Here is a 24489-nt window from a genome sequence, read left to right on the forward strand (position 1 = left end):
GTGTCTATATAGGCGAGACGCGCTCTCCCGTCAGGCGCCTGGCGTTGCGCCAGACCGGCCCTCATGGTAGCAGCGCCCACCTTTCTTCAGGCGTTCTAGCCGCCGATTACGGATTTTATCCTAATGACCGACACCACCGGCCCCAATGGCGCCCCTGAGGCGGCTCCGGAAGAGATCGCGGGCCAATCGGGCATCCGCATCCTGGCCCAGTTCGTTCGTGACTTCTCGTTTGAGAATCCGCTGGCTCCCGACAGCCTGCGCGCCGGCGCTCAGCAGCCCGCCATCGACATGGGCGTCGAGATGAACGCTCGCGGCCGCCCCGACGGCCTGTTCGAAGTAGACCTGAAGCTCTCGGCCCGCGCCCTGCGCGACGAGCAAGCCGTGTTCCACGTCGAAGTGGTCTATGGCGGCCTGTTCCACATCGAGGGCGTGCCCGAGGCCGACCTCGAGCCTGTGCTGCTGATCGAGTGCCCGCGCTTCCTGTTCCCATACGCCCGTCGCCTGATCTCGGACGTCACGGCCGAAGGCGGCTTCCCGCCCTTCCTGATCGACCCGATCGACTTCGCCGGCGTCTACGCCGCGCGCAAGGCCCAGGAAGCCGGTCAAGTGGTCGGCAACGCCTAGGCGTTTCGGAACTGCTGAATTTGGAGAGGGCTCGACCGGAAGGTCGGGCCCTTTTCTTTTGGCGCAAGGGGACGTCCTCGCCCTTCGACAAGCTCAGGGTGAGGACGACTTTTGACGGCGGTTCAGTAAAACCTCACCCTGAGCCTGTCGAAGGGCGAGGTTTGGCTCCTCTACGGCTGCAGCCGATAGCCGCCCATCTCCGTGATCAGGATCCGCGCCACGGCCGGATCGGGCTCTATCTTCTGGCGCAGGCGGTAGACGTGGGTTTCCAGCGTGTGGGTCGTGACCCCGGCGTTGTAGCCCCAGACCTCGGTCAGCAGCTCCTCGCGCGACACGGGCTTGGAGCCGGCGCGGTAGAGGTATTTGAGGATGTTGGTTTCCTTCTCGGTCAGCCGCACCTTCTTCTGCTTCTCGTCGACCAGCAGTTTGGCCGAGGGGCGGAATTCGTACGGACCGATGCGGAACAGGGCGTCTTCCGAGGCTTCGTAGCTGCGCAGCTGGGCGCGGATGCGGGCCAGCAGCACGCCGAAGCGGAAGGGCTTGGTGACGTAGTCGTTGGCGCCGGACTCCAGACCCAGGATCGTGTCGCTATCGCTGGCCGCGGCCGTCAGCATGATCACCGGGGCCGTGACGCCGTTCTTGCGCATCAGGCGGCAGGCCTCGCGGCCGTCCATGTCGGGCAGGTCGACGTCCAGCAGGATCAGGTCGGGCTTGATCTCGCGCGACATCCGCACGCCCTCGCCCGCGCTCGCGGCTTCGGAAACCGCGAACTCCTCGTGCAGGGCCAGTTGCTCGGCCAGCGCGCCGCGCAGGTCGTCATCGTCGTCGATCAGCAGAAGCGTCTTGCGTTGCGCCATAAGGCGGAACATGCACCGCTGCGGCCCTCGGGGACAACCCCGGGCACGTGCTTAAGTCTAGGAGTCGCCCAACCATGCTGTTCCGCGCCCACGCCGATGGTCGTTTCGAGCTGGATGGCCGGATCCTGCGCTGCGCGATCGGCAAGGCGGGCGCGATCGCCGCCGCCGACAAGCGCGAGGGCGACAACAAGAGCCCGCTGGGAACCTGGACGATGCGCGAGGTCTGGTACCGCCCGGACGTCTATCCCGAGGGCCCGAAGACCGCCCTGCCCGTCCGCGCCACACGGCCCGAGGATGGCTGGTGCGACGCGCCCGGCGACCCGAACTACAACAGCCCCGTCCTCCTGCCCTACCCGGCCAGCGCCGAGCGGATGTGGCGCGACGATCATGTCTACGACCTGGTGGTGATCCTGGGTCACAATGACGAGCCGCCGGTTCCCGGCATGGGCTCGGCGATCTTCATGCACCTGGCGCGGGACGGCTATCCGGGGACGGAAGGCTGCGTGGCGCTGGAGCGGCCGGACATCGAGGCGGTGCTGGCGGCGGCCAAGCCGGGCGATGCGGTCGAGATCGTCGCCTAACTCCCACAATCCGATTTCCCCGGCGAATGCCGGGGCCCAGATCGAGCCCAGAAACGTCAGCTAGCTCGCAAAGTTCGAAGACGCGTCATCCCCAAACTTTCCTGATGAAGCTGGGCCCCGGCAGTCGCCGGGGAGATCGGGGATTTAGGACGCTTGGTACGCCCTTGACCCAAAGATCGCCGACCCCACCCGCACTGACGTGGCCCCCTCGGCAATGGCGGTCTCGAAGTCGTCGCTCATGCCCATCGACAGCCGCTCGACGCCGTTGCGCTCGGCGATAGCGCGCAGCAGCGCGAAGTGCGGCGCGGGATCCGCGTCGAAGGGCGGGATGCACATCAGGCCCTCGACCGTCAGGCCGTAGGTCGCCCGGCATACGGCGATGAAGGCGTCGGCCTCGCCCGGCGCAATCCCGGCCTTCTGCTCTTCCTCGCCCGTATTGACCTGGACATAGAGGCGCGGAGCCTTGCCGGCCCGCTGGATCTCGTCGGCCAGCACCTTGGCCAGTTTCTCGCGGTCCACCGTCTCGATGACGTCGAAGAACGCCACCGCCTCGCGAGCCTTGTTGGTCTGCAGCGGACCGATCAGCCGCAGCTCCAGGCTCTCGCGGCGATCAGCCCAGCGCTCCATGGCTTCCTGGACGCGGTTTTCGCCGAACACTTTCTGTCCCCCGTCGAGCACGGGCGCGATATTGTCCCAGGCCTGGGTCTTCGACACCGCCACCAGGGTCACCGAACCCGCCGGACGCCCGGCGCGGGCTTCGGCGGCGGCGATGCGGCCTTGAATGGCGGCGAGGGCTTGGGACATGGAGACGAACCCGGCGTGGACGGCGTGAGCGAACTGGAGGTCCTGTCTAGGACGGCGGCCGCCTTCCCGCCAAGGACCGCGCGCGGGATCGTGCTGCCGGGCCTGCTGTTCTTCACCGATCCGGCCCGCGTCCCGAACCCCGAAGCCGTCGCCGAACGCCTGCCGCCCGGAGCCGGGGTGGTGTACCGGGCCTTCGGGGCCGCCAACGCGATCGAGCAAGGCCTCCGGCTGCGCGCCATCGCCGATTCACGTGGCCTACTACTGCTGGTCGGCGCTGCCGCCGAGCTGGCCGAGACCATCAAGGCTGACGGCCTGCACATGCCCGAGCGGCTGGCAGGCGATATTCCGAGCCTGCGCCAGGCGCATCCCGCCTGGTTGATCACCGCCGCCGCCCACGGGGCCGAAGCATTGCGGCGCGCGGAACACGCAGGAGCGGACGCGGCGATCGTCTCGCCGGTCTTTCCCAGCAACAGCCCGTCTGCGGGCGCACCGCTGGGCGTCGAGGGCTTGAAAGATCTCATCGCGGCCACGGCCCTGCCCGTCTACGCCCTGGGCGGCGTGCGTGCGGACACGGTTTCTCGCCTCGCGGAGAGCGGCATCGTGGGAATCGCGGCTGTGGAAGCGCTGGCCGGCCAGGCCAGCGGTTCTTAGAACTTGAAGGCCGTTTCCAGGCGCACGCGGGGCGCCGGGTCGGGCTGCTGGGCCTTGCGGGCGGCCAGGGCCGGATTGGATTCGCCGAGGCTGACGGCGCCGCCGACGCGGATCGAGGGGGTCACCTTGAAATAGGCGCCGGCCTGGACGTCCTGCATCTCCATTTCGCGGCTGGAGGGCTGGTCGAGGTCCAGCTTCAGGCCCCAGCGGCCCTTCTTGGCGTCGAAACGCAGGGTGCGCTTGTCATCCTGCGGATATTGGACACCCGCGGCGGCGCTGGTGAAATCGTTCTTCACGGAGAAATCAGGCGCGACGGCATGCGGCTTAGCCTGGGCAAACGCCATCGACGCCGATCCTGTCAGGATCAACGCAGCGGTCCCCGCTACAAAGAAACGCGTCGCGACCATCGCTACTCGCCGCCTACTCAAATGTCCCCAACTCATCCCCATGTAGGAACGAGCCCCTTGGATTGCGATTAAAGGCTTGGCTGGAACGCGGTCAACCGGCCTTTGGTCGCACTTCCCACCGAATTGGGCGATTCAATCGACTCCTGTGGCGACGAGGTCACGCGATTCCTGTTTTGAGGCGGCGTAGCCATGCTATAGACCGGCTCCCGGCCGCGGGGGCGCGCCTGGATGCGCGTCAGCGCCGGCGAGACATTGGAGCGAGGTACTATGGCGTTTGAGCGTGGGTCTGTGATGCGCGGCGTCGCCGCGGGCGTCCTGGCTCTGTCGATGCTGGGCATGACCGCATGCGCCAGCAGCAAGCCCCCGAAGACGTTCTCCACGCAAAGCGACGAACCGGGCCTGAACCCGTTCAAGCGCTTCGGCGGTGGCAGCAAGGCTCCGACCAGCGAAGGCTCGATCGGCGTCAACGGCTATCTGTGGCGCGCGAGCCTGGACACGCTGGCCTTCATGCCGCTGGCCTCGGCCGACCCGTACGGCGGCGTGATCATCACCGACTGGTTCGTGAACCCGGAAACCCCGGCCGAGCGCTTCAAGGCGACGGTCTACATCCTGGACACCCGCCTGCGCGCCGACGGCCTGAACGTCACGGTGTTCAAGCAGTCCAAGGACATCAACGGCGCCTGGGTCGACGCTCCGGTCGCCGAGCAGACCGCGACCGACCTGGAAAACGCGATCCTGACCCGCGCGCGTCAGCTTCGACTTTCGAACATCAAGGGCTAAGGCCCGAGGAAAGGGTCCTCTTCCGAGCGAAGAGGACCCCGACTTCCTATTTTCAGCGCGCTCCGGCCGCGAAACCGCTTACCTTGACGCGGCCGCGCTCCCTGGAGCGCTTTTCCGCATCTAAGACCCTGGTTTCCGATGGCCCGCTACAATCCCAAAGACACCGAGCCCAAGTGGCGTGAAGCCTGGGCGAAGGCCGACGTCTTCAAGACCGGCGAGATCAACAACGGCCGTCCGAAATACTACGTGCTCGAGATGTTCCCGTATCCGTCGGGCCGCATCCACATGGGCCACGTCCGCAACTACGCCATGGGCGACGTCGTGGCCCGCTACAAGCGCGCCCAGGGCTTCAACGTCCTGCACCCGATGGGCTGGGACGCGTTTGGCATGCCCGCAGAGAACGCGGCCATGGAGCGCGGCGTCCATCCCAAGGGCTGGACCTACGACAACATCGCCGCCATGCGCGAGCAGCTGAAATCGCTGGGCATTTCGGTCGACTGGTCGCGCGAGTTCGCCACCTGCGACCCGGAGTATTACGGCAAGCAGCAGGCCTGGTTCCTGCGCCTGCTGAAGTCCGGCCTGGTCTATCGCAAGGAAGCCTCCGTCAACTGGGACCCGGTCGACATGACCGTCCTGGCCAACGAGCAGGTCATCGACGGCAAGGGCTGGCGCTCGGGCGCGACGGTCGAGAAGCGCAAGCTGACCCAGTGGTTCCTGCGGATCACCCAATATGCCGACGACCTGATCGAGGGCCTGAAGACCCTGGACCGTTGGCCCGACAAGGTTCGCCTGATGCAGGAGAACTGGATCGGTCGCTCCAAGGGCCTGCGCTTCAAGTTCAAGTTCGAGGGTGAGGCCCCCGACGGCATGGCCGACGGGCTGGAGGTCTACACCACTCGTCCCGACACCCTGTTCGGCGCCAGCTTCGTCGGCATCGCGCCCGAGCATCCGCTGGCCGAGCGCCTGGGCATCGAGAACCCCGAGGTCCAGCAGTTCATCGCCGACTGCCGCAAGGGCGGCACCTCGGAAGCCGAGATCGAGAGCGCCGAGAAGCTGGGCTACGACACCGGCCTGCGCGTGCAGCACCCGCTGGATCCGTCGATCACCCTGCCCGTCTGGATCGCCAACTTCATCCTGATGGACTACGGCACCGGCGCGATCTTCGCCTGCCCGGCCCACGACCAGCGCGACCTGGACTTCGCCCGCAAGTACGACCTGCCGGTCCTGCCGGTGGTGCTGCCCAATGGCGAGGACGCCGCGACCTTCATGGTCGGCAAGGAGGCCTATGTCGGCCCCGGCAAGATCTTCAATTCCGAGTTCCTGGACGGCATGGACGTCGAGGCCGCCAAGGCCGAGGCCGTGTCCCGCATCGAAGCGGCCGGCCAGGGCCAGGGCGCGACGGTCTATCGCCTGCGCGACTGGGGCGTCTCGCGCCAGCGCTACTGGGGCTGCCCGATCCCGGTGATCCACTGCGAGGCCTGCGGCGTCGTTCCGGTTCCGGAAGACCAGCTGCCGGTCGCCCTGCCCGACGACGTCACCTTCGACAAGCCGGGCAACCCGCTGCTGCGTCACCCGACCTGGCGTCACACCAACTGTCCGTCGTGCGGCGGCCGCGCCGAGCGCGAGACCGACACGCTGGATACGTTCATCGACAGCAGCTGGTACTTCGCCCGCTTCGCCGACCCGACGGCTGACGAGCCCGTGGGCAAGGAAGCGGCCGACTACTGGATGGCCGTCGACCAGTATATCGGCGGCGTCGAGCACGCGATCCTGCACCTGCTGTACGCGCGCTTCATCACTCGCGCCCTGAAGGACGAGAACCTGCTGTCGGTCGAAGAGCCGTTCGCGGGCCTGTTCACCCAAGGCATGGTCACCCACGAGGCCTACAAGAACGAGGCCGGCGAGTGGGTCGAGCCATCGGACGTGGTGATCACCGCCGAGGGCAACAGCCGCAGCGCCAAGCACGCCAAGACCGGCGCGCCGATCGTCATCGGCGACATCGAGAAGATGTCGAAGTCCAAGAAGAACGTCGTCGCCCCCGAGGACATCTTCGAGGCCTACGGCGTCGATAGCGCGCGCCTGTTCGTGATGTCCGACAGCCCGCCTGAGCGCGACGTCCAGTGGACGAACTCGGGCGTCGAGGGCAGCTGGCGCTTCACGCACCGCCTGTGGAACGAGTTCGACAGCCAACCGGCCGGCGACTTCGCCCATGACGACGCCGACGAGGCGGCCGTGGCCTTGCGCAAGGCGGCTCACAAGCTGATCGGCTTCGTCACCGACAGCATCGAGGGTTTCCGCTTCAACAGCGGCGTGGCCCGCCTGTACGAGTTCCTGAACGCCCTGAAGGCCGCTCCGGCAGAAGGCGCGTCCAACGGTGTCCTGGCGGCCCGCAAGGAAGCCCTGAACATCCTGGCGCGCCTCGTCGCCCCGTTCACGCCCCACCTGGCCGAGGAAGCCTGGGCCAGCGTCGGCGGCGAAGGCATGGTCGTGAACGCGCCCTGGCCCAAGGCCGACCCGGCCCTGGCCGCGGACGACGAGCGCGTCCTGCCGATCCAGATCAACGGCAAGCGTCGCGGCGAGATCAAGGTCAAGGCCGGCGCTCCGGACGACGAGGTTCAGAAAATCGCTCTGGCGGATCCGAACGTCCTGGCCCACCTTGAGGGCGTCACGGTCCGCAAGGTGATCGTGGTCAAAGACCGTATCGTCAACATCGTGGCCAACTGAGACAGATGAAACGCTTCCTGACGGCCAGCGCCCTCACCCTCTCGACCCTGGCCCTCTCGGCCTGCGCCGGCTTCACGCCGCTGTACGGCCGTCCCGGCGTCGAGGGCGGCCTCACCAGCATCGAGACCGTCGCCTCCGAAGGGCGCGGCGGCTACCTGCTGCGCGAGCAGCTGGACGACGCCCTGGGCCACAAGGCTGGCGATGCGGTGGCCTACAGGCTGCAGGTCTCGGTCAACGAGGTGCGTTTCGCCCGTGGCGTGCGCCTCGACAACGTCGCCAACCGCTATGAACTGCGGATGGCCGTCGATTGGCGCCTGACGGACGCCAAGACCGGCGCCGAAGCCCACAAGGGCAAGACCGAGGTCTCGGTGACCTACGACTCCGCCGACCAGCCCTATGCCGCCATCGCGGCCCAGAACGACGGCCAGGAGCGGGCGGCGACCGAAGCCGCGCGCAAGATCCAGCTGGACCTCGCCACTTGGCTGGCGGGCCGGAAGCCGGCCTAATGATCCTCTCCAAGCGTCCGGACGTCGAACGCTTCCTGAGGGAGCCGACCCCGGACATCCGGGCCGTGGTCATCTACGGCAAGGACCGGGGTGTCGTGCGCGATCGCGCCAACGCCCTGGTCAAGCGCGTGGTCGAGCGCCCGGACGACCCCTTCGACACCGCCATGCTCACCGACGGCGACCTGGACGCCGATCCGGCCAAGCTGGAAGACGAGCTGTCGGCCATGTCGCTGATGGGCGGCCGGCGCCTGGTGCGCCTGCGCCTGGGCGGCGAGAAAGCCGGGCCCGACAAGCAGGCGGCCGAGGCGCTGACCCGTCACGTCGAGGGCCAGCTCAATCCCGACGCCTTCTTCCTGGTCGAGGCTGGCGCCCTGGGCCGCGACTCCCAGCTGCGCAAGGTCGGCGAGAAGGCTAACGGCTGCGCCGTCATCCCCTGTTACGAGGACGAGGCTGGCGACCTGGCCCGCCTGACCCGTGACACCCTGGCCAACGACAAGGTCAGCCTGAACAGCGAGGCCCTCGACCTCTTCGTCTCGCGCCTGCCCAAGGAGCGTGGCGTGGCCCGCGCCGAGATCGAGCGCCTGGCGCTGTACCTGGGTCCCAACAGCGGCATCAACGCCACCGCCGCGGACCTGACCGACTTCCTGGGCGTGGAGCCCGAAGCCTCGCTCAGCGACGCCGCCGCCGATGCGTTCGGCGGCAAGGCGGGTCTCGCCCAACAGGCCCTGCGCCGCGCGGCGGCCGAGGGCGAAGGCGGTCCGGCCGCCGTCCGGGCCATGGGCTATTATCTGGGCCGGTTGCGCCGTGTCCTGACCCTGCACAAGAACGGCGTCGACCTGCAGGCCGCCGCCAAGGCCTCCGGCATCTTCTGGAAACAGGAGCGCGAATTCCTCCGCCAGGCCCGCGCCTGGAACCTGGAGGCCATCCTGGAGATCCAGGGCGAGATCCTGACCGCCGACCGGGCGTGCAAGACTTCCGGTTCTCCCGACCAGTTGCTCGCCGAACGCCTGGCGCTGATGATCGCGGGTCGCGCGCGGCGCTTGGGGCTGTAACCCCTCTTGTCATCCCGGAAGCCTCGCAGAGGCTGTCCGGGACCCAGGAGGTGACGAAGCGCCATGCCAGCCGCCCCTGGGTCCCGGCTCTACGCTGCGCTTCGGCCGGGATGACAAAAATGAGGGAAAACACCCTCTTTGCGCGCCTGTGGACGGTTCTCGGGAAAGCCTTACGCCACAAGGGTTTGGAGTCTGATCGGACTCGTTTCCCCCTCGTCTCACGAAAACGGCGCCTCCCGGAGTACGGAAAGGCGCCGCTCGGTGCGCGACAGAGGCGATTTTAGAAGGGTCCAAAACCCGCTCATCCGCACGCTTTTGGGTGCGTCTGATCAGACTTGGATCAGACTCCGCGTGAGAGCCGATTACAGAGATCGTCCAGCTGCTCGAGCGTCGCGTAGCTGATGGTCAGCGCGCCGCCGGCGCCGCGATGGTCGATCGAGACATCGAGGCCGAGGACCGACGACAGGTCGGCTTCCAGCGCCTGGGTGTCGGTGTCCTTCACCTTGGGCGGACGGCCACCCTTGTTCTTGCTCGGGGTCGCGGTCGGGGCCTTGCGGGCCAGGGCCTCGGTCTCGCGGACCGACAGGCCGCCGTCGATGATCTGCTTGGCCAGGGCGACCGGGTCGGCCGCCGCGGCGATGGCGCGGGCGTGACCGGCCGACAGCTCGCCGCTGACCAGGTAGGACTGCACCTCGTCCGGTAGGGCCAGCAGGCGCATCGTGTTGGCGACGTGGCTGCGGCTCTTGCCGATGGTCTGGGCGATGGCCTCCTGGGTGCGCTCGAACTTCTCCATCAGCACCTTGTAGGAGAGCGCCTCTTCCAGGACGTTCAGGTCGGCGCGCTGGACGTTCTCGATGATGCCGATCTCCAGCACCGCCAGGTCGTCCAGCTCACGGACCATGATCGGCACGGCCCGCAGGCCGGCGCGCTGGGCCGCGCGCCAGCGGCGTTCGCCGGCGACGATCTGGAATTCACCGGGTGTGTCGGGCGAGGGCCGCACCAGGATCGGCTGCAGGACGCCCTTCTCGCGGATCGAGTTGGAGAGCTCTTCCAGGTCGTCCTCGCGGAAGGTGCGACGCGGCTGGTCGGGATTGCGCTTCAAGAGCTCGATCGGCGTATCGCGCGAACCGCTCGACTGCTCGCCCGGCGCCTGGGCCGGCGCGGACTCGACCTCGCCCAGCAAGGCGGAAAGTCCGCGACCCAGACCACGACGCCCTTCGGCCATACCCGGCTCTCCCACCACGGCGGTCTCCATCATCTTCTTCTTAGGTACGCTTACGGTTCAAACTTACAGGTAAGGCTCAGGCCGCTTGAGCCTGACGGTCACGCTCACGGCTGATCACCTCGCGCGCCAGCTTCAGATAGGCCTGGCTGCCGGCGCATTTCAGGTCGTACAGCAGCACGGGCTTGCCGAACGACGGCGCCTCCGAGACGCGGACGTTACGCGGGATGACCGCGTCATAGACCTTGTCGCCGAAGTGCTCGCGGACGTCCTTGGCGACCTGTTCCGACAAGCTGTTGCGGCGGTCGTACATGGTCAGCACAACCCCTTGGATCTCCAGACGCGGATTGAGGCTGCCCCGGACGCGCTCGATCGTGCGCATCAGCTGGGTCAGGCCTTCCAGGGCGAAGAACTCGCACTGCAGCGGCACGAACACCGCGTCGGCGGCGGTCATGGCGTTGATCGTCAGCACGTTCAGCGACGGCGGGCAGTCGATCAGCACATAGGTGTAGGGCCCGTTGGCGCGGATCGTCTCCAGCGCGTCGCGCAGTCGGTAGGACCGGCGGGCGGTCTGACCCAGTTCGATCTCGACACCCGACAGGTCGGCGTCGGCCGGTATGACGTCCAGGCCAGGCAGCTCGGTCTTCACGGCGGCGTCGATCACCGGCGACTCGCCCATCAGCACGTCATAGAGCGTGGTCCGGCGCGCGGTGCGGCCGATGCCCAGGCCGGTCGAGCAGTTGCCCTGCGGATCGGCGTCGATCAGCAGCACCCGTTCGCCGCACGCGGCCAGGGCAGTGCCCAGGTTGATGGCGGTCGTGGTCTTGCCCACCCCACCCTTCTGGTTCGAGATGGCGAGCACGCGGAGAGGATTAGCGGACACGGGAAAGCCTCTTCACTTGAACGATGCGGCCGCGAGGGTCGCTTTGACTGGTGCTGAGTTCGCTGGCGAACTTCCAGGCCTTGGAGGCCTCGGTCAGCTCGGCCGCGACATCCTGGCCCTTCAGGAACAGGCCCAAGGCGCCGCGATGCAGATAGGGTTCGGCGAAACCGAAAAGCTTGGTCATCGGCGCGCAAGCCCGCGCGGTGACGACATCGACCTTCAGCTTCAGGGTTTCGGCTCGAGCGTTGTGGATCTCGACCGGCAGGTCCAGCGCCTTGGCGGCCACCTCGAGGAAGCGGCAGCGCTTGGTCATGCTCTCGACCAGGTGGACCTTGGCGCCCTCCTGGCCTTTCAGGAGTATGGCCAGCACGACGCCGGGCAGACCAGCGCCCGCGCCGAGGTCGGCCCAGGTGCGAGCTTCCGGCGCCATGGCCAGCAACTGCGAACTGTCCAAGGCGTGGCGCGTCCAATAGGTGGCGATGGTCAGCGGGCCGACGAGGTTCATCACCTCGTTCCACTCGGCCAAGAGCGCCTGGTAGCGGGCCAGATCGTCGATCTGGGCGTCGCTGTAGCCGGTAAGGGCTTGGTAACCAGCCGCGTCGAGGACCGGCGGTTCCGCGAGGCCAATCTGCTCTTGAACCATGTCAGGCTGCACGGCTGCGCCTCACGTGGGCCAGCAGCGCGGTCAGCGCGCCGGGGGTCACGCCCTCGATGCGGGCCGCCTGGCCCAGGGTCAGGGGACGCACACGCGCCAACTTCTCACGCACCTCGTTGGAGAGACTGCCGATATCGGCATAGTCCAGGTCGGCCGGCAGGCGCAGGTCCTCGTCCTTGCGCAGTGACTCGGCGTCGGCGCGCTGGCGGTCGAGATAGCCGGCATAGGCGGCCTCGATCTCGATCTGCTCGCGGACGTCGGTGTTCCACGTGAAAACCTCGGGCCAGATACGGCCGAGATCGTCCAGCGTCACGTCCGGATAGGCCAGCATGGCGAACACGTCCCGGCGCACGCCGTCGCTGTTGACCTTGAAGCCGGCTTTCACCGCCTCGTTCGGGGTCAGGGTGACGGACCGAGCAAAGCTGCGAGCCGCTTCCAGTCGCGCTTTCTTCTCGCCCCAGGCCTGGGCGCGACCCTCGCCGACCACGCCCAGTTCGATCCCACGATCGGTCAGGCGCTGGTCGGCATTGTCGGCGCGCAGGGTCAGGCGGAACTCGGCCCGGCTGGTGAACATCCGGTACGGCTCGGTGACGCCACGTGTAACGAGGTCGTCGATCATCACCCCGATATAGGCCTCGTCGCGGGCGAAGACGGCGGGCTCCCTGCCCTGCTGCGCCAGCGCCGCGTTGAGGCCGGCGATCAGGCCTTGAGCCCCCGCCTCTTCATAGCCCGTCGTGCCGTTGATCTGGCCGGCGAGGTACAGGCCCGGCAGGCGCTTGGTCTCCAGCGTGGCGTACAGCTCGCGCGGATCGACATAGTCGTATTCGATCGCATAGCCGTAACGGATCACCTCGACCTTCTCGAGGCCGGGGATCGTGCGCAGGAACAGCAGCTGGGTCTCTTCCGACACCGACGTGGAAATGCCGTTCGGATAGACCGTGTCGTCGTCCAGGCCTTCCGGTTCCAGGAAGATCTGGTGGCTGGTCTTGTCGGCGAAGCGGACGACCTTGTCCTCGATCGACGGGCAATAGCGCGGGCCGACTCCCGTGGCGCGGCCGCTATAGACAAGCGACTCGCCAATGCGCTCGGCGATGATCCGGTGGGTCTCTTCGGTGGTGAAGGTGACGCCACAAGCGATCTGCGGAACGTCGATCTTGTCGGTCAGGTACGAGAACGGGACCGGCTCATCATCGGCCGCCTGGCTGTCCAGCTGGTCCCAGGCGATGGTCTTGCCGTCCAGGCGGGCGGGCGTGCCGGTCTTGAGGCGGCCCATCTGGAAGCCCAGGCCGTACAGGCGATCCGACAGGCCGATGGCCGGCTGGTCATCGACACGGCCAGCGGGGATGCGATCCTCGCCCCGATGGATGACGCCCTTCAGGAAGGTGCCGGTCGTCAGGATTACACGTGGCGCGCGGTAGCTCCGCCCTTCCCCGTCGACGGCGCCCGCCACCTTACCGTCCTCGACGATCAGATCCTCGGCGGCGGCGGCGATGATGTCGAGGTTTGCCGTGGCGGCCAGCTCGGCCTGCATGGCCTCGCGATAGAGCCGGCGGTCGATCTGCGAGCGCGGGCCGCGCACCGCGGGCCCCTTGGAGCGGTTCAGCATCCGGAACTGAATGCCGGCCTTGTCGGCCAGGCGGCCCATGACGCCATCCAGGGCGTCGATCTCACGGACCAGATGACCCTTGCCCAGGCCGCCGATGGCCGGGTTGCACGACATCTCGCCGACGGTTTCAAGCTTGTGGGTTAGCAGCAGGGTGCGCGCGCCCGCGCGCGCCGAGGCGGCCGCCGCCTCGCAGCCGGCGTGACCGCCGCCGATGACAATGACATCCCAGGACTTGGACAAAAGACTCGCCTCAATGCGAACGCCCCCGAACGAGCGGGGGCGTTGGACTCGACATATACGCCAATCAGGCGAGGCGGTCGATGTGACTCAACGGCGTTTCACGTGAAACACCCCCGCCGCAGCTGTGAGCGCGCTGTGGATGATATGGGGACAGTTCCACGTGAAACATCACTTGCCGATGCAGAAGGTCGAGAAGACGCGGCCCAGCACGTCTTCCGGATCGACCCGGCCTGTTATCTTCTCCAGCGCGCGGGCGGCCAAGCGGACATCCTCGGCGGCGAGTTCGACCTCCAGCCCCACCTCGGAAAGCGCGCGCGCAAGGTACCCTTGAGCCTCCCTCAGGCGCTCAGCATGGCGCAGGCGGGTCGCCGCTGGGAACTCGGCGCCCGAAAGGGCCTCGGCGACATGGGCGGATAGCGCGTTTCGCAGGGCGTCGATCGCTTCCCCAGACTTCGCGGAGAGGCGAACCGCGTTCAGGCCCCTCCCCGTCCAGTATGACTGAGCGGCGTCCAGCTCAGCGGCGTCCGCGATGTCGGCCTTGTTCAGCACCAGCCAATCGCCGGTCCCAACAGCCGCTTCAAGCTCCACCGCATGTTTCACGTGAAACCCATCAACAACCCAAAGTCTTAGGTCAGCTTCCTCAGCCCAGGCCCGCGCCCGGCGCACGCCTTCAGCTTCGATGAGGTCAGTGGTTTCCCGGATTCCCGCCGTATCCGCGATCAGAATCTTATAGCCGCCGAGCACCAGCGGAACCTCGATCACGTCGCGAGTAGTGCCGGGCGTATCCGTGACGATGGCCGCATCTCGCTCAACGAGGCCATTGAGCAGCGTGCTTTTGCCGGCGTTCGGCGCGCCGACCAGGGCAATGCGGAAGCCATCGCGAACCCGGCGACCACGGGAAACATCGGCCAGGGCCGCGTCCAGCTCGGCGCTCAGCGTGCGCAGGCCCGGCCGCGCCCGCTCGGCCACCTCTTCCGGCAAATCCTCATCCGGGAAGTCGACAGCGGCTTCCAGCATCGCCAGGGACTGAACCAGGAGATCACGCCACCGCTCATAGCGCTGGCTCAGCGCGCCGCCCACCTGGCCGAGCGCCTGCTTGCGCTGAGCCTCGGTCTCGGCGTCGATCAGGTCGGCCACGCCCTCGGCCTGGGCCAGGTCCAGCTTGCCGTTCTCGAAAGCCCGCCGCGTGAACTCGCCGGGCTCCGCCAGGCGCAGGCCCAGATCGACGAGGGCCGCCAGCAGCGCCTCGACCACGGCGCGTCCGCCGTGCACGTGAAACTCGGCGCTGTCCTCACCGGTATAGCTGGCCGGTCCCTCGAACCGCAGGACCAGCGCCTCGTCCAGTTCGACGCCCTGATGGCGGAGCTTCCGCACGGCCGCCATGCGCGGCGCCGGCGCCTTGCCACATAGGGCCTGAACAGTCGTCAGCGTCGCCGGGCCCGAGACACGGACCACGGCCACCGCTGCTCGCCCGGCCGCGGTGGCCAGGGCGAAAATCGTATCGCTCATGCGTCTAGGGCTTCCCGACCGCCGCGCCGGCGGCGGCCGTCATCAGCTTGCGGAACTGCTCCTGGGCTCCGGCGCCGAAGGCCATCCAGTTCTTCATCAGTTCCTCGGGCGCCAGCATCGCCATGTTGGCGTCCATGCGGTTCTGCATCTCTTTCACGAGATGGTCGTTGAGCGCGCTGACATCGGGCAGGCCCAGGAAGGTCCGCGCCTCCACCGGCGTGCAGTCGATCTCGATCGTCATCTTCATCGGAAGTTCCCTTCGGTCAGGGCACGATATTGTTATGGGGCATGGCCCGTCGGCGCAGGTTAGAGCGCTTTGGCCGAAAGTCACATTGGTCCTGGCCTGGGACCAGAAAAGCCGGAGAGCCCCGATGAGCGAGACCCTCACGATCACAACGCCCGACGGCGCCTTTTCGGCCTATGTGGCGCGACCTCAAGCACAGAGCGCCCCGGCCGTCGTCGTGATCCAGGAGATCTTTGGCGTCAACAAGGTGATGCGGGACATCTGCGATGGCCTGGCGTCCCAGGGCTTCGTCGCCATCTGCCCCGATCTCTTCTGGCGGATCGAGCCCGGCATCGACATCACCGACCAGTCCGAGGCCGAGTGGAAGCGCGCCTTTGAACTGTTCAACGCGTTCGACGTGGACGCCGGCGTGAACGACATCGCCGCCACTATCGCCGCGGTCCGCAAGCTGGACGGCGTCAACGGCAAGGTCGGCGCGGTCGGCTATTGCCTGGGCGGCCTGCTGGCCTTCCTCACGGCGACCCGCACCGACGTCGACGCCTCGGTTTCCTACTACGGCGTCGGCATCGAGAAGCATGTCGGCGAGGCCGAGAAGCTGAACAAGCCGCTGCTGATGCACGTGGCCGAGAAGGATCAGTTCGTCCCGCCGGAAGCCCAGCAGGTCATCTTCGCCGCCCTGAAGGACCACCCGCAGATCGAGCTCCATACCTATGCCGATCGCGACCACGCCTTCGCGCGGGAAGGCGGCGCGCACTACGACGCCGCCGATGCGGCCAAGGCCAATGGCCGCAGCCTGACCTTCTTCCAGAAAGTGTTGGGCTGATGCTGGCGATCCAAGCTGTCCGCACCGGCGGGCCCGAAGTCCTGGAGGCCGTCGAACTCGACCTCCCCTCGCCCGCCCCCGGTCAGATCCTGATCCGGCATAAGGCCGTCGGCCTGAACTATATCGACACCTATCACCGCTCAGGCCTCTACCCGCTGAAGATGCCCGTGGTCATCGGGCTCGAGGCGGCGGGCGTGGTCGAGGCCGTCGGCGATGGCGTCACGCGGTTCCAGGTCGGCGACCGCGTCGCCTACAACGGGACCATGGGCGCCTATGCCGAGGCGACTGTCGTACCGGCCGACCGCGCGGTGAAGGTTCCCGACGGCGTCAGCCTGGAGATCGCGGCCGCCGCCCTGCTCAAGGGCATGACGGCCGAGTTCCTGGTCCGCCGGTGTTTCCACGTGAAACCCGGAGACCTCGTCCTGGTCCATGCTGCCGCCGGCGGCGTCGGCCAGATCCTGGTCCAGTGGTGCAAGGCCCTGGGCGCCACGGTGATCGCCACGGTCGGCTCCGAGGCCAAGGCGGCCATCGCCCGCGATCTCGGTGCGGATCACGTGATCGACTATAGCCACGAGGACGTCGCCGTCCGCGTCGGCGAGATCACCGGCGGCAAGGGCGTGGCGGTCGTCTATGACGGCGTCGGCAAGGACACCTGGACGGCCAGCCTGAAGAGCCTGGCGCGTCGCGGCGTGCTGGTTACCTTCGGCAATGCCTCGGGTCCGGTCCCGCCGTTCGCCCCGCTGGAGTTGGGGGCCAAGTCGGCCTACGTCACCCGCCCGCGCCTGTTCGACTACATCGTCACGACCGAGGAGCTGGATGAGAGCGCTGAGGCCCTGTTCGCGGTCCTCGCCTCGGGCGCGGTGAAGATCGACATCGGCCAGACCTTCCCGCTCGCTGAAGCCCGCGCCGCGCATGAAGCCCTCGAGGGTCGCAAGACCACCGGGGCGACTTTGTTGATTCCCTGAATTCTGCTCCCCTCCCGGGGGAGCTGTCGCCCCCAGGACCGACCAGAGGTCGGCCCGAGGATAAACTCCGCGACTGAGGGGGCTACTCGGCCTAGGCCGCGCTGCCCCCTCCGGCCCTACGGGCCACCTCCCCTTAGGAGGAGGAGATGCCAAGTACGACCCAACAAAAAAGGCCCCGGGTAGAACCGGGGCCTTTCTCGTTTCGGTATGAGTCTGGTTGGACTCAGGTGTTCATCGACTGGAAGAAGTCGCCGTTGGTCTTCGACTGACGCAGCTTGTCGAGCAGGAACTCGATCGCATCCGACGCGCCCATCGGGTTGAGGATGCGGCGCAGGACGTAGGTCTTCTGCAGCTGGTCGCGCGGCGTGATGAGCTCTTCCTTGCGAGTGCCCGACTTGAGCACGTCGATGGCCGGGAAGATGCGCTTGTCCGCGACCTTGCGGTCCAGGACGATTTCCGAGTTACCGGTGCCCTTGAACTCTTCGAAGATCACTTCGTCCATGCGGCTGCCGGTGTCGATCAGGGCCGTGGCGATGATCGAGAGCGAGCCGCCCTCCTCGACGTTACGCGCCGCGCCAAAGAAGCGCTTCGGACGCTGCAAGGCGTTGGCGTCGACACCGCCGGTCAGCACCTTGCCCGACGACGGGACGGTGGTGTTGTAGGCCCGGCCCAGACGCGTGACCGAGTCCAGCAGGATGACGACGTCGCGCTTGTGCTCGACCAGGCGCTTGGCCTTTTCGATGACCATCTCGGCCACCTGCACGTGGCGGGTCGCCGGCTCGTCGAAGGTCGAGGCGATGACCTCGCCCTTCACCGTGCGCTGCATGTCGGTGACTTCTTCCGGACGCTCGTCGATCAGCAGGACGATCAGGTAGCACTCGGGGTGGTTGGTCTCGATCGACTTGGCGATGTTCTGCAGCATGACCGTCTTACCCACGCGCGGCGGGGCGACGATCAGGCAGCGTTGGCCCTTGCCGAGCGGGGCGACGATGTCGATGACGCGGCCCGAGCGATCCTTGATGGTCGGATCGGGCAGTTCCATGTTCAGGCGCTCGTCGGGATAGAGCGGCGTCAGGTTGTCGAAGTGGATCTTGTGCTTGACGTTGTCAGGCGCTTCGAAATTGATTTTGGCCACGCTGGTCAGGGCGAAGTAGCGCTCGCCTTCGCGGGGCGACCGGATGGCGCCGTCGACGCTGTCGCCGGTGCGCAGGCCATACTTCCGGATCTGCGAGGGCGAGACGTAGATGTCGTCCGGACCCGGCAGGTAGTTGGCTTCCGGCGAGCGCAGGAAGCCGAAGCCGTCCTGCACCACTTCCATGGTGCCCGAACCCGAGATCTCCACGCCTTCTTCGGCGAGGGTCTTCAGGATCGCGAACATCATGTCCTGCTTGCGCATGGAGTTGGCGTTCTCGACCTCGAAGGTCTCGGCGAACGCCAGCAGGTCGGCCGGGGATTTCTCCTTCAGCTCCTGCAAGGACATGGACTTCAGGCCCAGAGCCGCGACGGCCTCGGCGATGCCAGAGCCATCGTCGTCGCCATCGACTTCCGCTTCGGCGGCGGCTTCGGCGCTCGCGTCAACGGTCGTGTCGATATCGACGGAGGTCTCTTCGGTGGTCGCCTCTTCGGCAACCGGGATTTCGTTTTCGGTTTCTTCGGTCATGACAAGACTCAAGGAAGGGCTCGGGCTCCACGACGGAGTCCGGCCGGTAGAATTCATGGGTCATGCCGGCCTTGGGCCAACATGCGCGTCGGTTGACGATGACGCGGATCGTTCGGGGGACGGACCTTGGAGCGGATCGCTCGCGGGGCGCGCCAGGACGGGCGCCGGTCCGTGAAGAAGAAGTTCGGGAAAACCGAACTTCTTGGATGCAAACCACGCGTGGGGCAGCGGGTCAAGCGGTGGGACCCGAAACCCTCGTCCTTCGACGAGCTCAGGATGAGGGTTTCTACGGCCTCGGCGCCAAAAGTAGTCCTCACCCTGAGCTTGTCGAAGGGCGAGGACAGGCCCTCAGTGGTTCAGGAACTTCGTCGTCACCGAAATGACGATGACGATCGCCAGCACGAACGGGATCTCGTTGGTGATCCGCCAGAACTTCTCCGAGCGGGTGTTCTCGCCGCGCTCGAACTTCTTGCGCGAGGCCGACAGGAAGCCGTGCCAGCCATAGAGGCCGACCAGGGCGACCAGCTTGGTGGCCATCCAGGGCTGGGCCAGGAAGCCCCAGCCACGGATCGCACTGTCGGCCAGGATCAGACCGAGGCCGAAGACCGCCGTAGCGATCGACGCGGGATTGATGATCCCCCGCAGCAGCCGGCGCTCCATGACCTTGAAGGTCTCGTCCATCTCCGAACCCGGCGTGGCCTTGGTGTGATAGACGAACAGGCGCGGCAGGTAGAGCATCCCGGCCATGAAAGCGATGACCGACAGGATGTGCAGCCCGCGCACGACGTTGAAGTGCACCACCAGGAAATCGATCACGCCGAGGCCCCCTCTTTGCACGGGCAGTTGAATTCGCCACAGCGCCAGCCGCTGCCGGGGATGACCCCGCCGGCGCCCAAGGCTTGGCTGACCAGTCCAGCCAGGCCGCCGATGAACTCCGGCGCGACGCCCAAGGCCGGGACGCGGAGATAGGAAGCGACCCCGACCTCTTGCGCCAGCTCGGCATACTCGTGGTCCAGCTCGACCAGGGTCTCGACGTGCTCGGAGACAAAGGCGATCGGGGTGACGATCACGCCCTTGCCGTCGGCGCCCGCCCGGCGGATCTCGTCGTCGGTCGAGGGACCGATCCACTTCATCGGCCCGACCCGGCTCTGGTAGCAGACGATCCAGTCCAGTCCGGCCGGCAGCCTGGCCGCCACCGCCGCGGCTGTCGCTTCGACCTGCTTCTGGTAGGGATCGCCGCCCAGGATCACCTTCTCCGGCAGGCCGTGGGCCGAGAACAGCAGGCGCACGTTGCTCGGCGAACCGGCCTTCTCCCAGGTCTCGCGGATCAGACGGGCGTGGGCGTCGACCAGACCCGGCTCGTCCGGATAGCAGCAAACCGTCGTCTGGCGACCGCCGCCCGAATAGCTTTCCCGCCAGGCCTTCAGCGACGACGCCGTCGTGGTCGCCGAATATTGCGGATAGAGCGGCAGCAGCACGATCTCATCAGGTGCGAATGCACTCACCTGCTTCGCGGTCTCGCCAGTCAGCGGATGCCAGTAGCGCATGGCGATGAAGCACTTGGCCTCCACGCCCGGCAGCGTCCGAGCCAGTTCGGCCTCCAGCGCCCTCGCCTGCTTCTCCGTCTCCGGCAGCAACGGCGAGCCGCCGCCCATGATCGCGTAGTTGGCCTTGGCGCTCTTCGCGCGGGTCGAGGCGATCAGCGCCGCCAGCGGATAGCGGAACAGCGCCGGCAGGCCGATGATCGCCGGGTCGCGGAACAGGTTGAACAGGAACGGCCGCACCGCAGCTGGACCATCCGGCCCACCGAGGTTGAAGAGGACGACCGCGAGCTTCTTGGCCACTAGCTCGAAGCCTTTTGGGCGACCTTCTGGCCGGTCACCCGCTCCAGCACGAGCTCGACATTCGCGATCGGCGTGTCGGGCAGGATGCCGTGGCCCAGGTTGAAGATGTAGGGACCCTGGTTCCACTGTTCCAGGAGCTCGTCGACCCGCTTCAGCAGCGCATCGCCGCCGGCCCGCAGCAGCAGCGGATCGAGCGCGCCCTGGATGGTCTTGGTCTTCTGGATCGATTGACCGAGCTTGGCCGACGCCGAGGTGTCGAGCGCCACGCCCTGGACAGGAACCTTGGCCGCATAGTCCTCGACCAGCGTCCCGGCCCCGCGCGGGAAACCGATGATCGGCACGGTCACGCCCCGCGCTCGCAGGCCTTCGATGATCTTGATGTGCGGCTGGGTGACCAGGCGATCGAACAGCGGCTCGGACAGGCCCTCGGCCCAGCTCTCGAACAGCTTCAGGGCCTGGGCCCCCGCATCGACCTGCATGGCCAGGTAGTCGATCGTCGAGTCGACCAGCACCTGGATCAGGGCGTCCAGTTTCTCGGCGTTCTGGTAGGCGTAGGTCCGCGCGCCACTGCGATCGCTGGAGCCGCCCTCGATCATGTAGGTCGCCACGGTCCAGGGCGCGCCGGCGAAACCGATCAGGGCCTTGGACGGATCGAGCGCCGACCGAACCCGGGTCAGCGTCTCCCCGACGAGCTTGAGGGCCTCGCCCGCATTCCCGGCCTTGTCGGCCATGGACTCGATCGACGGCATTTCGCCGAGCTTCGGGCCTTCACCGGCCTCGAACCAGACCTTCTGGCCTAGGGCGCCCGGGATCAGCAGGATGTCGGCGAACACGATCGAGGCGTCGTACGGAAACCGGCGCATCGGCTGCAGGGTGACTTCCGCCGCCTTCTCCGGATCGAAGCAGAAGCTGATGAAGTCCGGCGCCGTGGCCCGCACCGCCCGATACTCCGGCAGATACCGACCCGCCTGACGCATGAACCAGATCGGCGGGTTCGCGTGGCGCTCGCCCGAAAGCGCGGCGAGGAATTTGGGGGTCTGGGCCGGAGACGTCATGGCTCGGGTTAAAGCCCGGCGAGCGTTCGGGCTCAAGTCCGTAAGGTCCCTAGGACCCTTCTATCATTTCTTAATAAGAATTTAAGAAGGAATGAGGATGTGGGAGGGCAACTGCAAAGTGGGGAAAACGCCTCGGAGGCGAGTGACTCCCACACCAGATGCGCTATTTCCCCCAGGCATCCTCACATGTGATTAAGGGTTTGTTAATCATGTGGATGGTCTGACAGCGCGCTGAAATTCTTAATGAATTCTTAATGCGCGGCGGCGCGCGAAAAACCCCTCACGGGATTCCGTCCAAGGTTTTGGACAACCGGGATTCAGACTTCGGGGGATGCGGGGTGAGCCTGGGGATGATACGCGAGCAATGCGACCGTTTATCACAGCGGCAGGATGTCACGACCGCTTGGAGCCGTTTCGGCGCCCAGGCGTCCCCAGAGGCAGTACAAGTGGTTAAGCAACCGTTAACGGATGATCCACAGGAGAGTCTGGCTCAGGGGGAAAGCGAACGGCTGCCGCCGCGCTTCGCCACCTACTTCCACATCCACCTGGTGTCCGACTCCACGGGCGAGACGCTGAACGCCATGGCGCGCGCCGTCTGCGCTCGTTTCACCGACATCCTGCCCATTGAACACATCTACGCGCTGGTCCGTTCCACGCGTCAGCTGGATCGGGCGCTGGAAGAGATCGCCGGCGCGCCGGGCGTGGTGATGCATACCATCGTTGATCCGGGCCTGCGCGCCGCGCTCGAGGAAGGCTGCCGCAAGCTGGAGATGCCCTGCATCGCCGCGCTCGATCCGGTGATCAGCGCCATGTCGCGCTATCTGGGCGCGCGAATCTCGACCCGGGTCGGCGCGCAGCACGCCCTGACCAACGACTATTTCGACCGCATCGAGGCCCTGGACTACGCCATCGCCCACGATGACGGCCAAGGCGGCCAGGACCTGACCCAGGCCGACGTCATCCTGGTCGGGGTGTCACGGACCTCGAAGACCCCGACCTGCATCTATCTGGCTCACCGGGGCGTGCGCGCCGCCAATGTGCCGCTGGTGCCGGGCCGTCCGCCGCCGCCCGAGCTGTTCGAACTGAAGAACACTCTGATCGTCGGCCTGATCACCTCGCCCGATCGCCTGATCCAGATCCGCCGCAACCGCCTGCTCTCTTTGAAGGAGACGCGCGAGAGCGACTATGTGGACGGCGACGCCGTGCGCCAGGAGATCATCGCCGCCCGCCGTCTGTTCGAACGGATGAACTGGCCGGTCATCGACATCACCCGCCGCTCGGTCGAAGAAACGGCGGCGGCGATCATCAACCTGCTGTCGGGCGGCCGCGGCAAGGTCGAGGTGATCGGATGACGCCTGTAACGCTCGCGTCCAAGAGCTCCGCCCGGCAGATGATCCTGAAGAACGCTGGCGTCGCCTTCGAGGCGGTAAGCCCCGGCGTCGACGAGGACGCCGCCAAGGCCGGCCTGCTGGCCGAAGAGGTCACGCCGCGCGACATCGCCGACGCCCTCGCCGAGATGAAGGCCGTCAAGGTCTCGACCAAGCGCCCCGGCCTGGTGATCGGCGCCGACCAGACGCTCGATCTCAAGGGCAAGCTGATCGACAAGGCGGAGTCGCTGGCTGAGGCCCGTGAGCGCCTGCTCGAACTGCGCGGTACGACCCACAAGCTGCACTCGGCCGTGGTCGTCGCCCGCGATGGCCAGCCGATCTGGCGGATCGTCGAGAGCGCCAAGCTGTCGGTGCGTCCGTTCAGCGAGGCCTGGCTCGACGCCTATATAGAGCGTCGCGGCGAGGCTCTGCTGTGGTCGGTCGGCTGCTACGAGCTGGAGAGCGAGGGCGTGCAGCTGTTCGACCAGGTCGACGGCGACTACTTCACCATCCTGGGCCTGCCGCTGATCGGCCTGCTCGACTTCCTGCGTCTTCACGGGGCTCTCGCCACATGAGTTCGACGATTTCGGGGGCCGCCATAGTCGGCGGAGTCTGTGGCCAGCCGATCAAGCATTCGATGAGCCCGCTGATCCACAACGCCTGGATCCAGGCGGCGGGTCTGGACGCGGCCTATGTCGCCTTCGCGCCTACGGTCGACAATTTCGAGACCTTCGTGAGCGGCTTCCGGGGCGGGGCGATCCGGGGACTCAACGTCACCATCCCGTTCAAGGAGCGCGCGCTCGCCGCCGCCGACCACGCCAGCGACCTGGCCAGGATGGCCGGCGCGGCGAACCTGCTGATCTTCGAGGCGGACGGCTCCATCCATGCCGACAACACCGACGGGCCGGGTCTGCTGGGCGCGATCGCTGAGCAGGCCAAGGGCTTCGACGTCTCGGCCGCACCGGTGGTGATCCTCGGGGCCGGCGGCGCCGCGCGCGGAGCGACCGCCGCCCTGCTGCTGGCCGGCGCGCCTCAGGTGCGGATCGTCAACCGCACGGTGGCGCGGGCTCAAGAGCTGGCCGACGCGTTCGGCGACAAGGTCGTGGCGGCCGGCGAGCCGGACCTCCCCGCCCTGCTGGCCGATGCGGGCCTGGTGATCAACGCCACCTCGCTGGGCCTGGGCGGCGGCGAGGGTCCGGCGGCGGATCTCTCCCTGACCCCGGAGACGGCCGTGATCATGGACATGGTCTACAAGCCGCTGCGCACCGAGTTCCTGCGCCGCGCCCAGGCCGCCGGCCGTCGCACGGTCGATGGCCTGGAGATGCTGCTGCGCCAGGCCGTCCCGACCTTCGAGCGGATGTACGGGATCACCCCGCCGGCGAACGTCGATGCGCGGGGCCTGCTGCTGCGCATCCTCGGCGAGGCTTGAG

25 protein-coding genes and 2 pseudogenes are annotated in these 24489 nt (G+C 67.0%); 12 read left to right on the plus strand and 15 right to left on the minus strand.

The window, feature by feature from the left end:
• The first annotated feature begins 123 nt into the window (after positions 1-123).
• Positions 124-624 carry a protein-export chaperone SecB gene (gene secB / locus AC07NN_RS22725; RefSeq protein WP_494646092.1) on the plus strand — a complete coding sequence of 167 codons (501 nt, stop codon included), beginning with the start codon at positions 124-126 and terminating at the stop codon, positions 622-624.
• A 170-nt stretch (positions 625-794) separates the two neighbouring features.
• Here secB and AC07NN_RS22730 read toward each other — a convergent pair whose 3' ends face one another.
• Positions 795-1481: a response regulator transcription factor gene (locus AC07NN_RS22730; protein WP_494646330.1), complete on the minus strand. Its 687-nt coding sequence runs from the start codon at positions 1479-1481 to the stop codon at positions 795-797.
• A gap of 74 nt (positions 1482-1555) precedes the next feature.
• Between AC07NN_RS22730 and AC07NN_RS22735 the strand changes: the two genes are divergently transcribed.
• Positions 1556-2062, plus strand: a complete 507-nt coding sequence (locus AC07NN_RS22735; protein ID WP_494646093.1) for a L,D-transpeptidase family protein — start codon at positions 1556-1558, stop codon at positions 2060-2062.
• A gap of 144 nt (positions 2063-2206) precedes the next feature.
• Here the strand turns inward: AC07NN_RS22735 and AC07NN_RS22740 are convergent, their stop codons facing one another.
• Positions 2207-2866, minus strand: a complete 660-nt coding sequence (locus tag AC07NN_RS22740; RefSeq protein WP_494646094.1) for a YggS family pyridoxal phosphate-dependent enzyme — start codon at positions 2864-2866, stop codon at positions 2207-2209.
• Between the two features lie 15 nt (positions 2867-2881).
• Between AC07NN_RS22740 and AC07NN_RS22745 the strand changes: the two genes are divergently transcribed.
• The gene (locus tag AC07NN_RS22745) at positions 2882-3517 is read left to right on the plus strand and encodes a thiamine phosphate synthase (RefSeq protein WP_494646095.1); all 636 of its coding nucleotides are present in this window, start codon (positions 2882-2884) and stop codon (positions 3515-3517) included.
• Here the strand turns inward: AC07NN_RS22745 and AC07NN_RS22750 are convergent.
• Positions 3514-3924 carry an NtrZ family periplasmic regulatory protein gene (locus AC07NN_RS22750; protein WP_494646096.1) on the minus strand — a complete coding sequence of 137 codons (411 nt, stop codon included), beginning with the start codon at positions 3922-3924 and terminating at the stop codon, positions 3514-3516. The two genes, AC07NN_RS22745 and AC07NN_RS22750, sit on opposite strands and share 4 nt — an antisense overlap.
• A 252-nt stretch (positions 3925-4176) precedes the next feature.
• On the opposite strand from AC07NN_RS22750, the gene AC07NN_RS22755 reads away from it, so the two are divergent.
• From AC07NN_RS22755 to holA, 4 genes are all read left to right on the plus strand, one after another.
• A complete protein-coding gene (locus AC07NN_RS22755) occupies positions 4177-4704 on the plus strand; it encodes a DUF3576 domain-containing protein (RefSeq protein WP_494646097.1) in 528 nt (175 codons plus the stop codon).
• Positions 4705-4842: 138 nt separating this feature from the next.
• Positions 4843-7428 (plus strand): leucine--tRNA ligase, encoded by a 2586-nt coding sequence (gene leuS / locus AC07NN_RS22760; RefSeq protein WP_494646098.1) that lies wholly within the window; start codon positions 4843-4845, stop codon positions 7426-7428.
• 5 nt (positions 7429-7433) lie between these two features.
• Positions 7434-7934, plus strand: a complete 501-nt coding sequence (lptE, locus tag AC07NN_RS22765; protein ID WP_494646099.1) for an LPS assembly lipoprotein LptE — start codon at positions 7434-7436, stop codon at positions 7932-7934.
• Complete coding sequence (holA, locus tag AC07NN_RS22770) at positions 7934-8986, plus strand: DNA polymerase III subunit delta (protein WP_494646100.1); 1053 nt, start codon at positions 7934-7936, stop codon at positions 8984-8986. The genes lptE and holA overlap by 1 nt, the downstream gene beginning before the upstream one ends.
• A gap of 8 nt (positions 8987-8994) precedes the next feature.
• On the opposite strand, the pseudogene AC07NN_RS22775 reads toward holA, so the two are convergent.
• The 7 genes and pseudogenes from AC07NN_RS22775 to AC07NN_RS22805 form a co-directional block, all read right to left on the minus strand.
• Positions 8995-9102 (minus strand): annotated as a pseudogene (locus AC07NN_RS22775) (hypothetical protein); the annotation flags it as partial.
• Between the two features lie 224 nt (positions 9103-9326).
• Complete coding sequence (locus AC07NN_RS22780; RefSeq protein WP_494646331.1) at positions 9327-10241, minus strand: ParB/RepB/Spo0J family partition protein; 915 nt, start codon at positions 10239-10241, stop codon at positions 9327-9329.
• A gap of 46 nt (positions 10242-10287) precedes the next feature.
• A complete protein-coding gene (locus AC07NN_RS22785) occupies positions 10288-11091 on the minus strand; it encodes a ParA family protein (protein WP_494646101.1) in 804 nt (267 codons plus the stop codon).
• Positions 11081-11734: a 16S rRNA (guanine(527)-N(7))-methyltransferase RsmG gene (rsmG, locus tag AC07NN_RS22790; protein WP_494646332.1), complete on the minus strand. Its 654-nt coding sequence runs from the start codon at positions 11732-11734 to the stop codon at positions 11081-11083. The genes AC07NN_RS22785 and rsmG overlap by 11 nt, the downstream gene beginning before the upstream one ends.
• A 1-nt stretch (position 11735) precedes the next feature.
• Positions 11736-13592, minus strand: a complete 1857-nt coding sequence (gene mnmG / locus AC07NN_RS22795) for a tRNA uridine-5-carboxymethylaminomethyl(34) synthesis enzyme MnmG (RefSeq protein ID WP_494646102.1) — start codon at positions 13590-13592, stop codon at positions 11736-11738.
• A 168-nt stretch (positions 13593-13760) separates the two neighbouring features.
• The gene (gene mnmE / locus AC07NN_RS22800) at positions 13761-15101 is read right to left on the minus strand and encodes a tRNA uridine-5-carboxymethylaminomethyl(34) synthesis GTPase MnmE (RefSeq protein ID WP_494646103.1); all 1341 of its coding nucleotides are present in this window, start codon (positions 15099-15101) and stop codon (positions 13761-13763) included.
• A gap of 4 nt (positions 15102-15105) precedes the next feature.
• On the minus strand, positions 15106-15348 hold the full coding sequence (locus AC07NN_RS22805) for a DUF6489 family protein (protein WP_494646104.1): 243 nt from the start codon (positions 15346-15348) through the stop codon (positions 15106-15108).
• Between the two features lie 124 nt (positions 15349-15472).
• On the opposite strand from AC07NN_RS22805, the gene AC07NN_RS22810 reads away from it, so the two are divergent.
• Positions 15473-16168, plus strand: a complete 696-nt coding sequence (locus AC07NN_RS22810) for a dienelactone hydrolase family protein (RefSeq protein ID WP_494646105.1) — start codon at positions 15473-15475, stop codon at positions 16166-16168.
• The gene (locus tag AC07NN_RS22815; RefSeq protein WP_494646106.1) at positions 16168-17133 is read left to right on the plus strand and encodes a quinone oxidoreductase family protein; all 966 of its coding nucleotides are present in this window, start codon (positions 16168-16170) and stop codon (positions 17131-17133) included. Before AC07NN_RS22810 ends, AC07NN_RS22815 begins: the two co-directional genes overlap by 1 nt.
• Before the next feature lie 223 nt (positions 17134-17356).
• On the opposite strand, the gene rho is transcribed toward AC07NN_RS22815, so the two are convergent.
• The 5 genes and pseudogenes from rho to hemE all read right to left on the minus strand — a co-directional run bounded on the left by rho (position 17357) and on the right by hemE (position 21692).
• A complete protein-coding gene (gene rho, locus AC07NN_RS22820) occupies positions 17357-18793 on the minus strand; it encodes a transcription termination factor Rho (protein WP_494646107.1) in 1437 nt (478 codons plus the stop codon).
• Between the two features lie 249 nt (positions 18794-19042).
• Positions 19043-19141: pseudogene (locus AC07NN_RS22825) on the minus strand (hypothetical protein); the annotation flags it as partial.
• Positions 19142-19651, minus strand: a complete 510-nt coding sequence (locus tag AC07NN_RS22830; RefSeq protein ID WP_494646333.1) for a CopD family protein — start codon at positions 19649-19651, stop codon at positions 19142-19144.
• Entirely contained in the window at positions 19606-20637 is a 1032-nt protein-coding gene (gene hemH / locus AC07NN_RS22835; RefSeq protein ID WP_494646108.1) for a ferrochelatase, read from the minus strand. The genes AC07NN_RS22830 and hemH overlap by 46 nt, the downstream gene beginning before the upstream one ends.
• A complete protein-coding gene (hemE, locus tag AC07NN_RS22840) occupies positions 20637-21692 on the minus strand; it encodes a uroporphyrinogen decarboxylase (protein ID WP_494646109.1) in 1056 nt (351 codons plus the stop codon). Before hemE ends, hemH begins: the two co-directional genes overlap by 1 nt.
• Positions 21693-22138: 446 nt before the next feature.
• Between hemE and AC07NN_RS22845 the strand changes: the two genes are divergently transcribed.
• Genes AC07NN_RS22845 through aroE form a run of 3 tightly spaced genes read left to right on the plus strand, consistent with a single transcriptional unit; the run spans position 22139 to position 24488 of the window.
• Positions 22139-23044 carry a pyruvate, water dikinase regulatory protein gene (locus AC07NN_RS22845; RefSeq protein ID WP_494646110.1) on the plus strand — a complete coding sequence of 302 codons (906 nt, stop codon included), beginning with the start codon at positions 22139-22141 and terminating at the stop codon, positions 23042-23044.
• On the plus strand, positions 23041-23634 hold the full coding sequence (locus AC07NN_RS22850) for a Maf family protein (protein ID WP_494646111.1): 594 nt from the start codon (positions 23041-23043) through the stop codon (positions 23632-23634). The genes AC07NN_RS22845 and AC07NN_RS22850 overlap by 4 nt, the downstream gene beginning before the upstream one ends.
• A complete protein-coding gene (gene aroE / locus AC07NN_RS22855) occupies positions 23631-24488 on the plus strand; it encodes a shikimate dehydrogenase (RefSeq protein ID WP_494646112.1) in 858 nt (285 codons plus the stop codon). The genes AC07NN_RS22850 and aroE overlap by 4 nt, the downstream gene beginning before the upstream one ends.
• Position 24489 lies beyond the last annotated feature (1 nt).

The organism is Caulobacter sp. GW821-FHT09H08, from assembly GCF_059415885.1.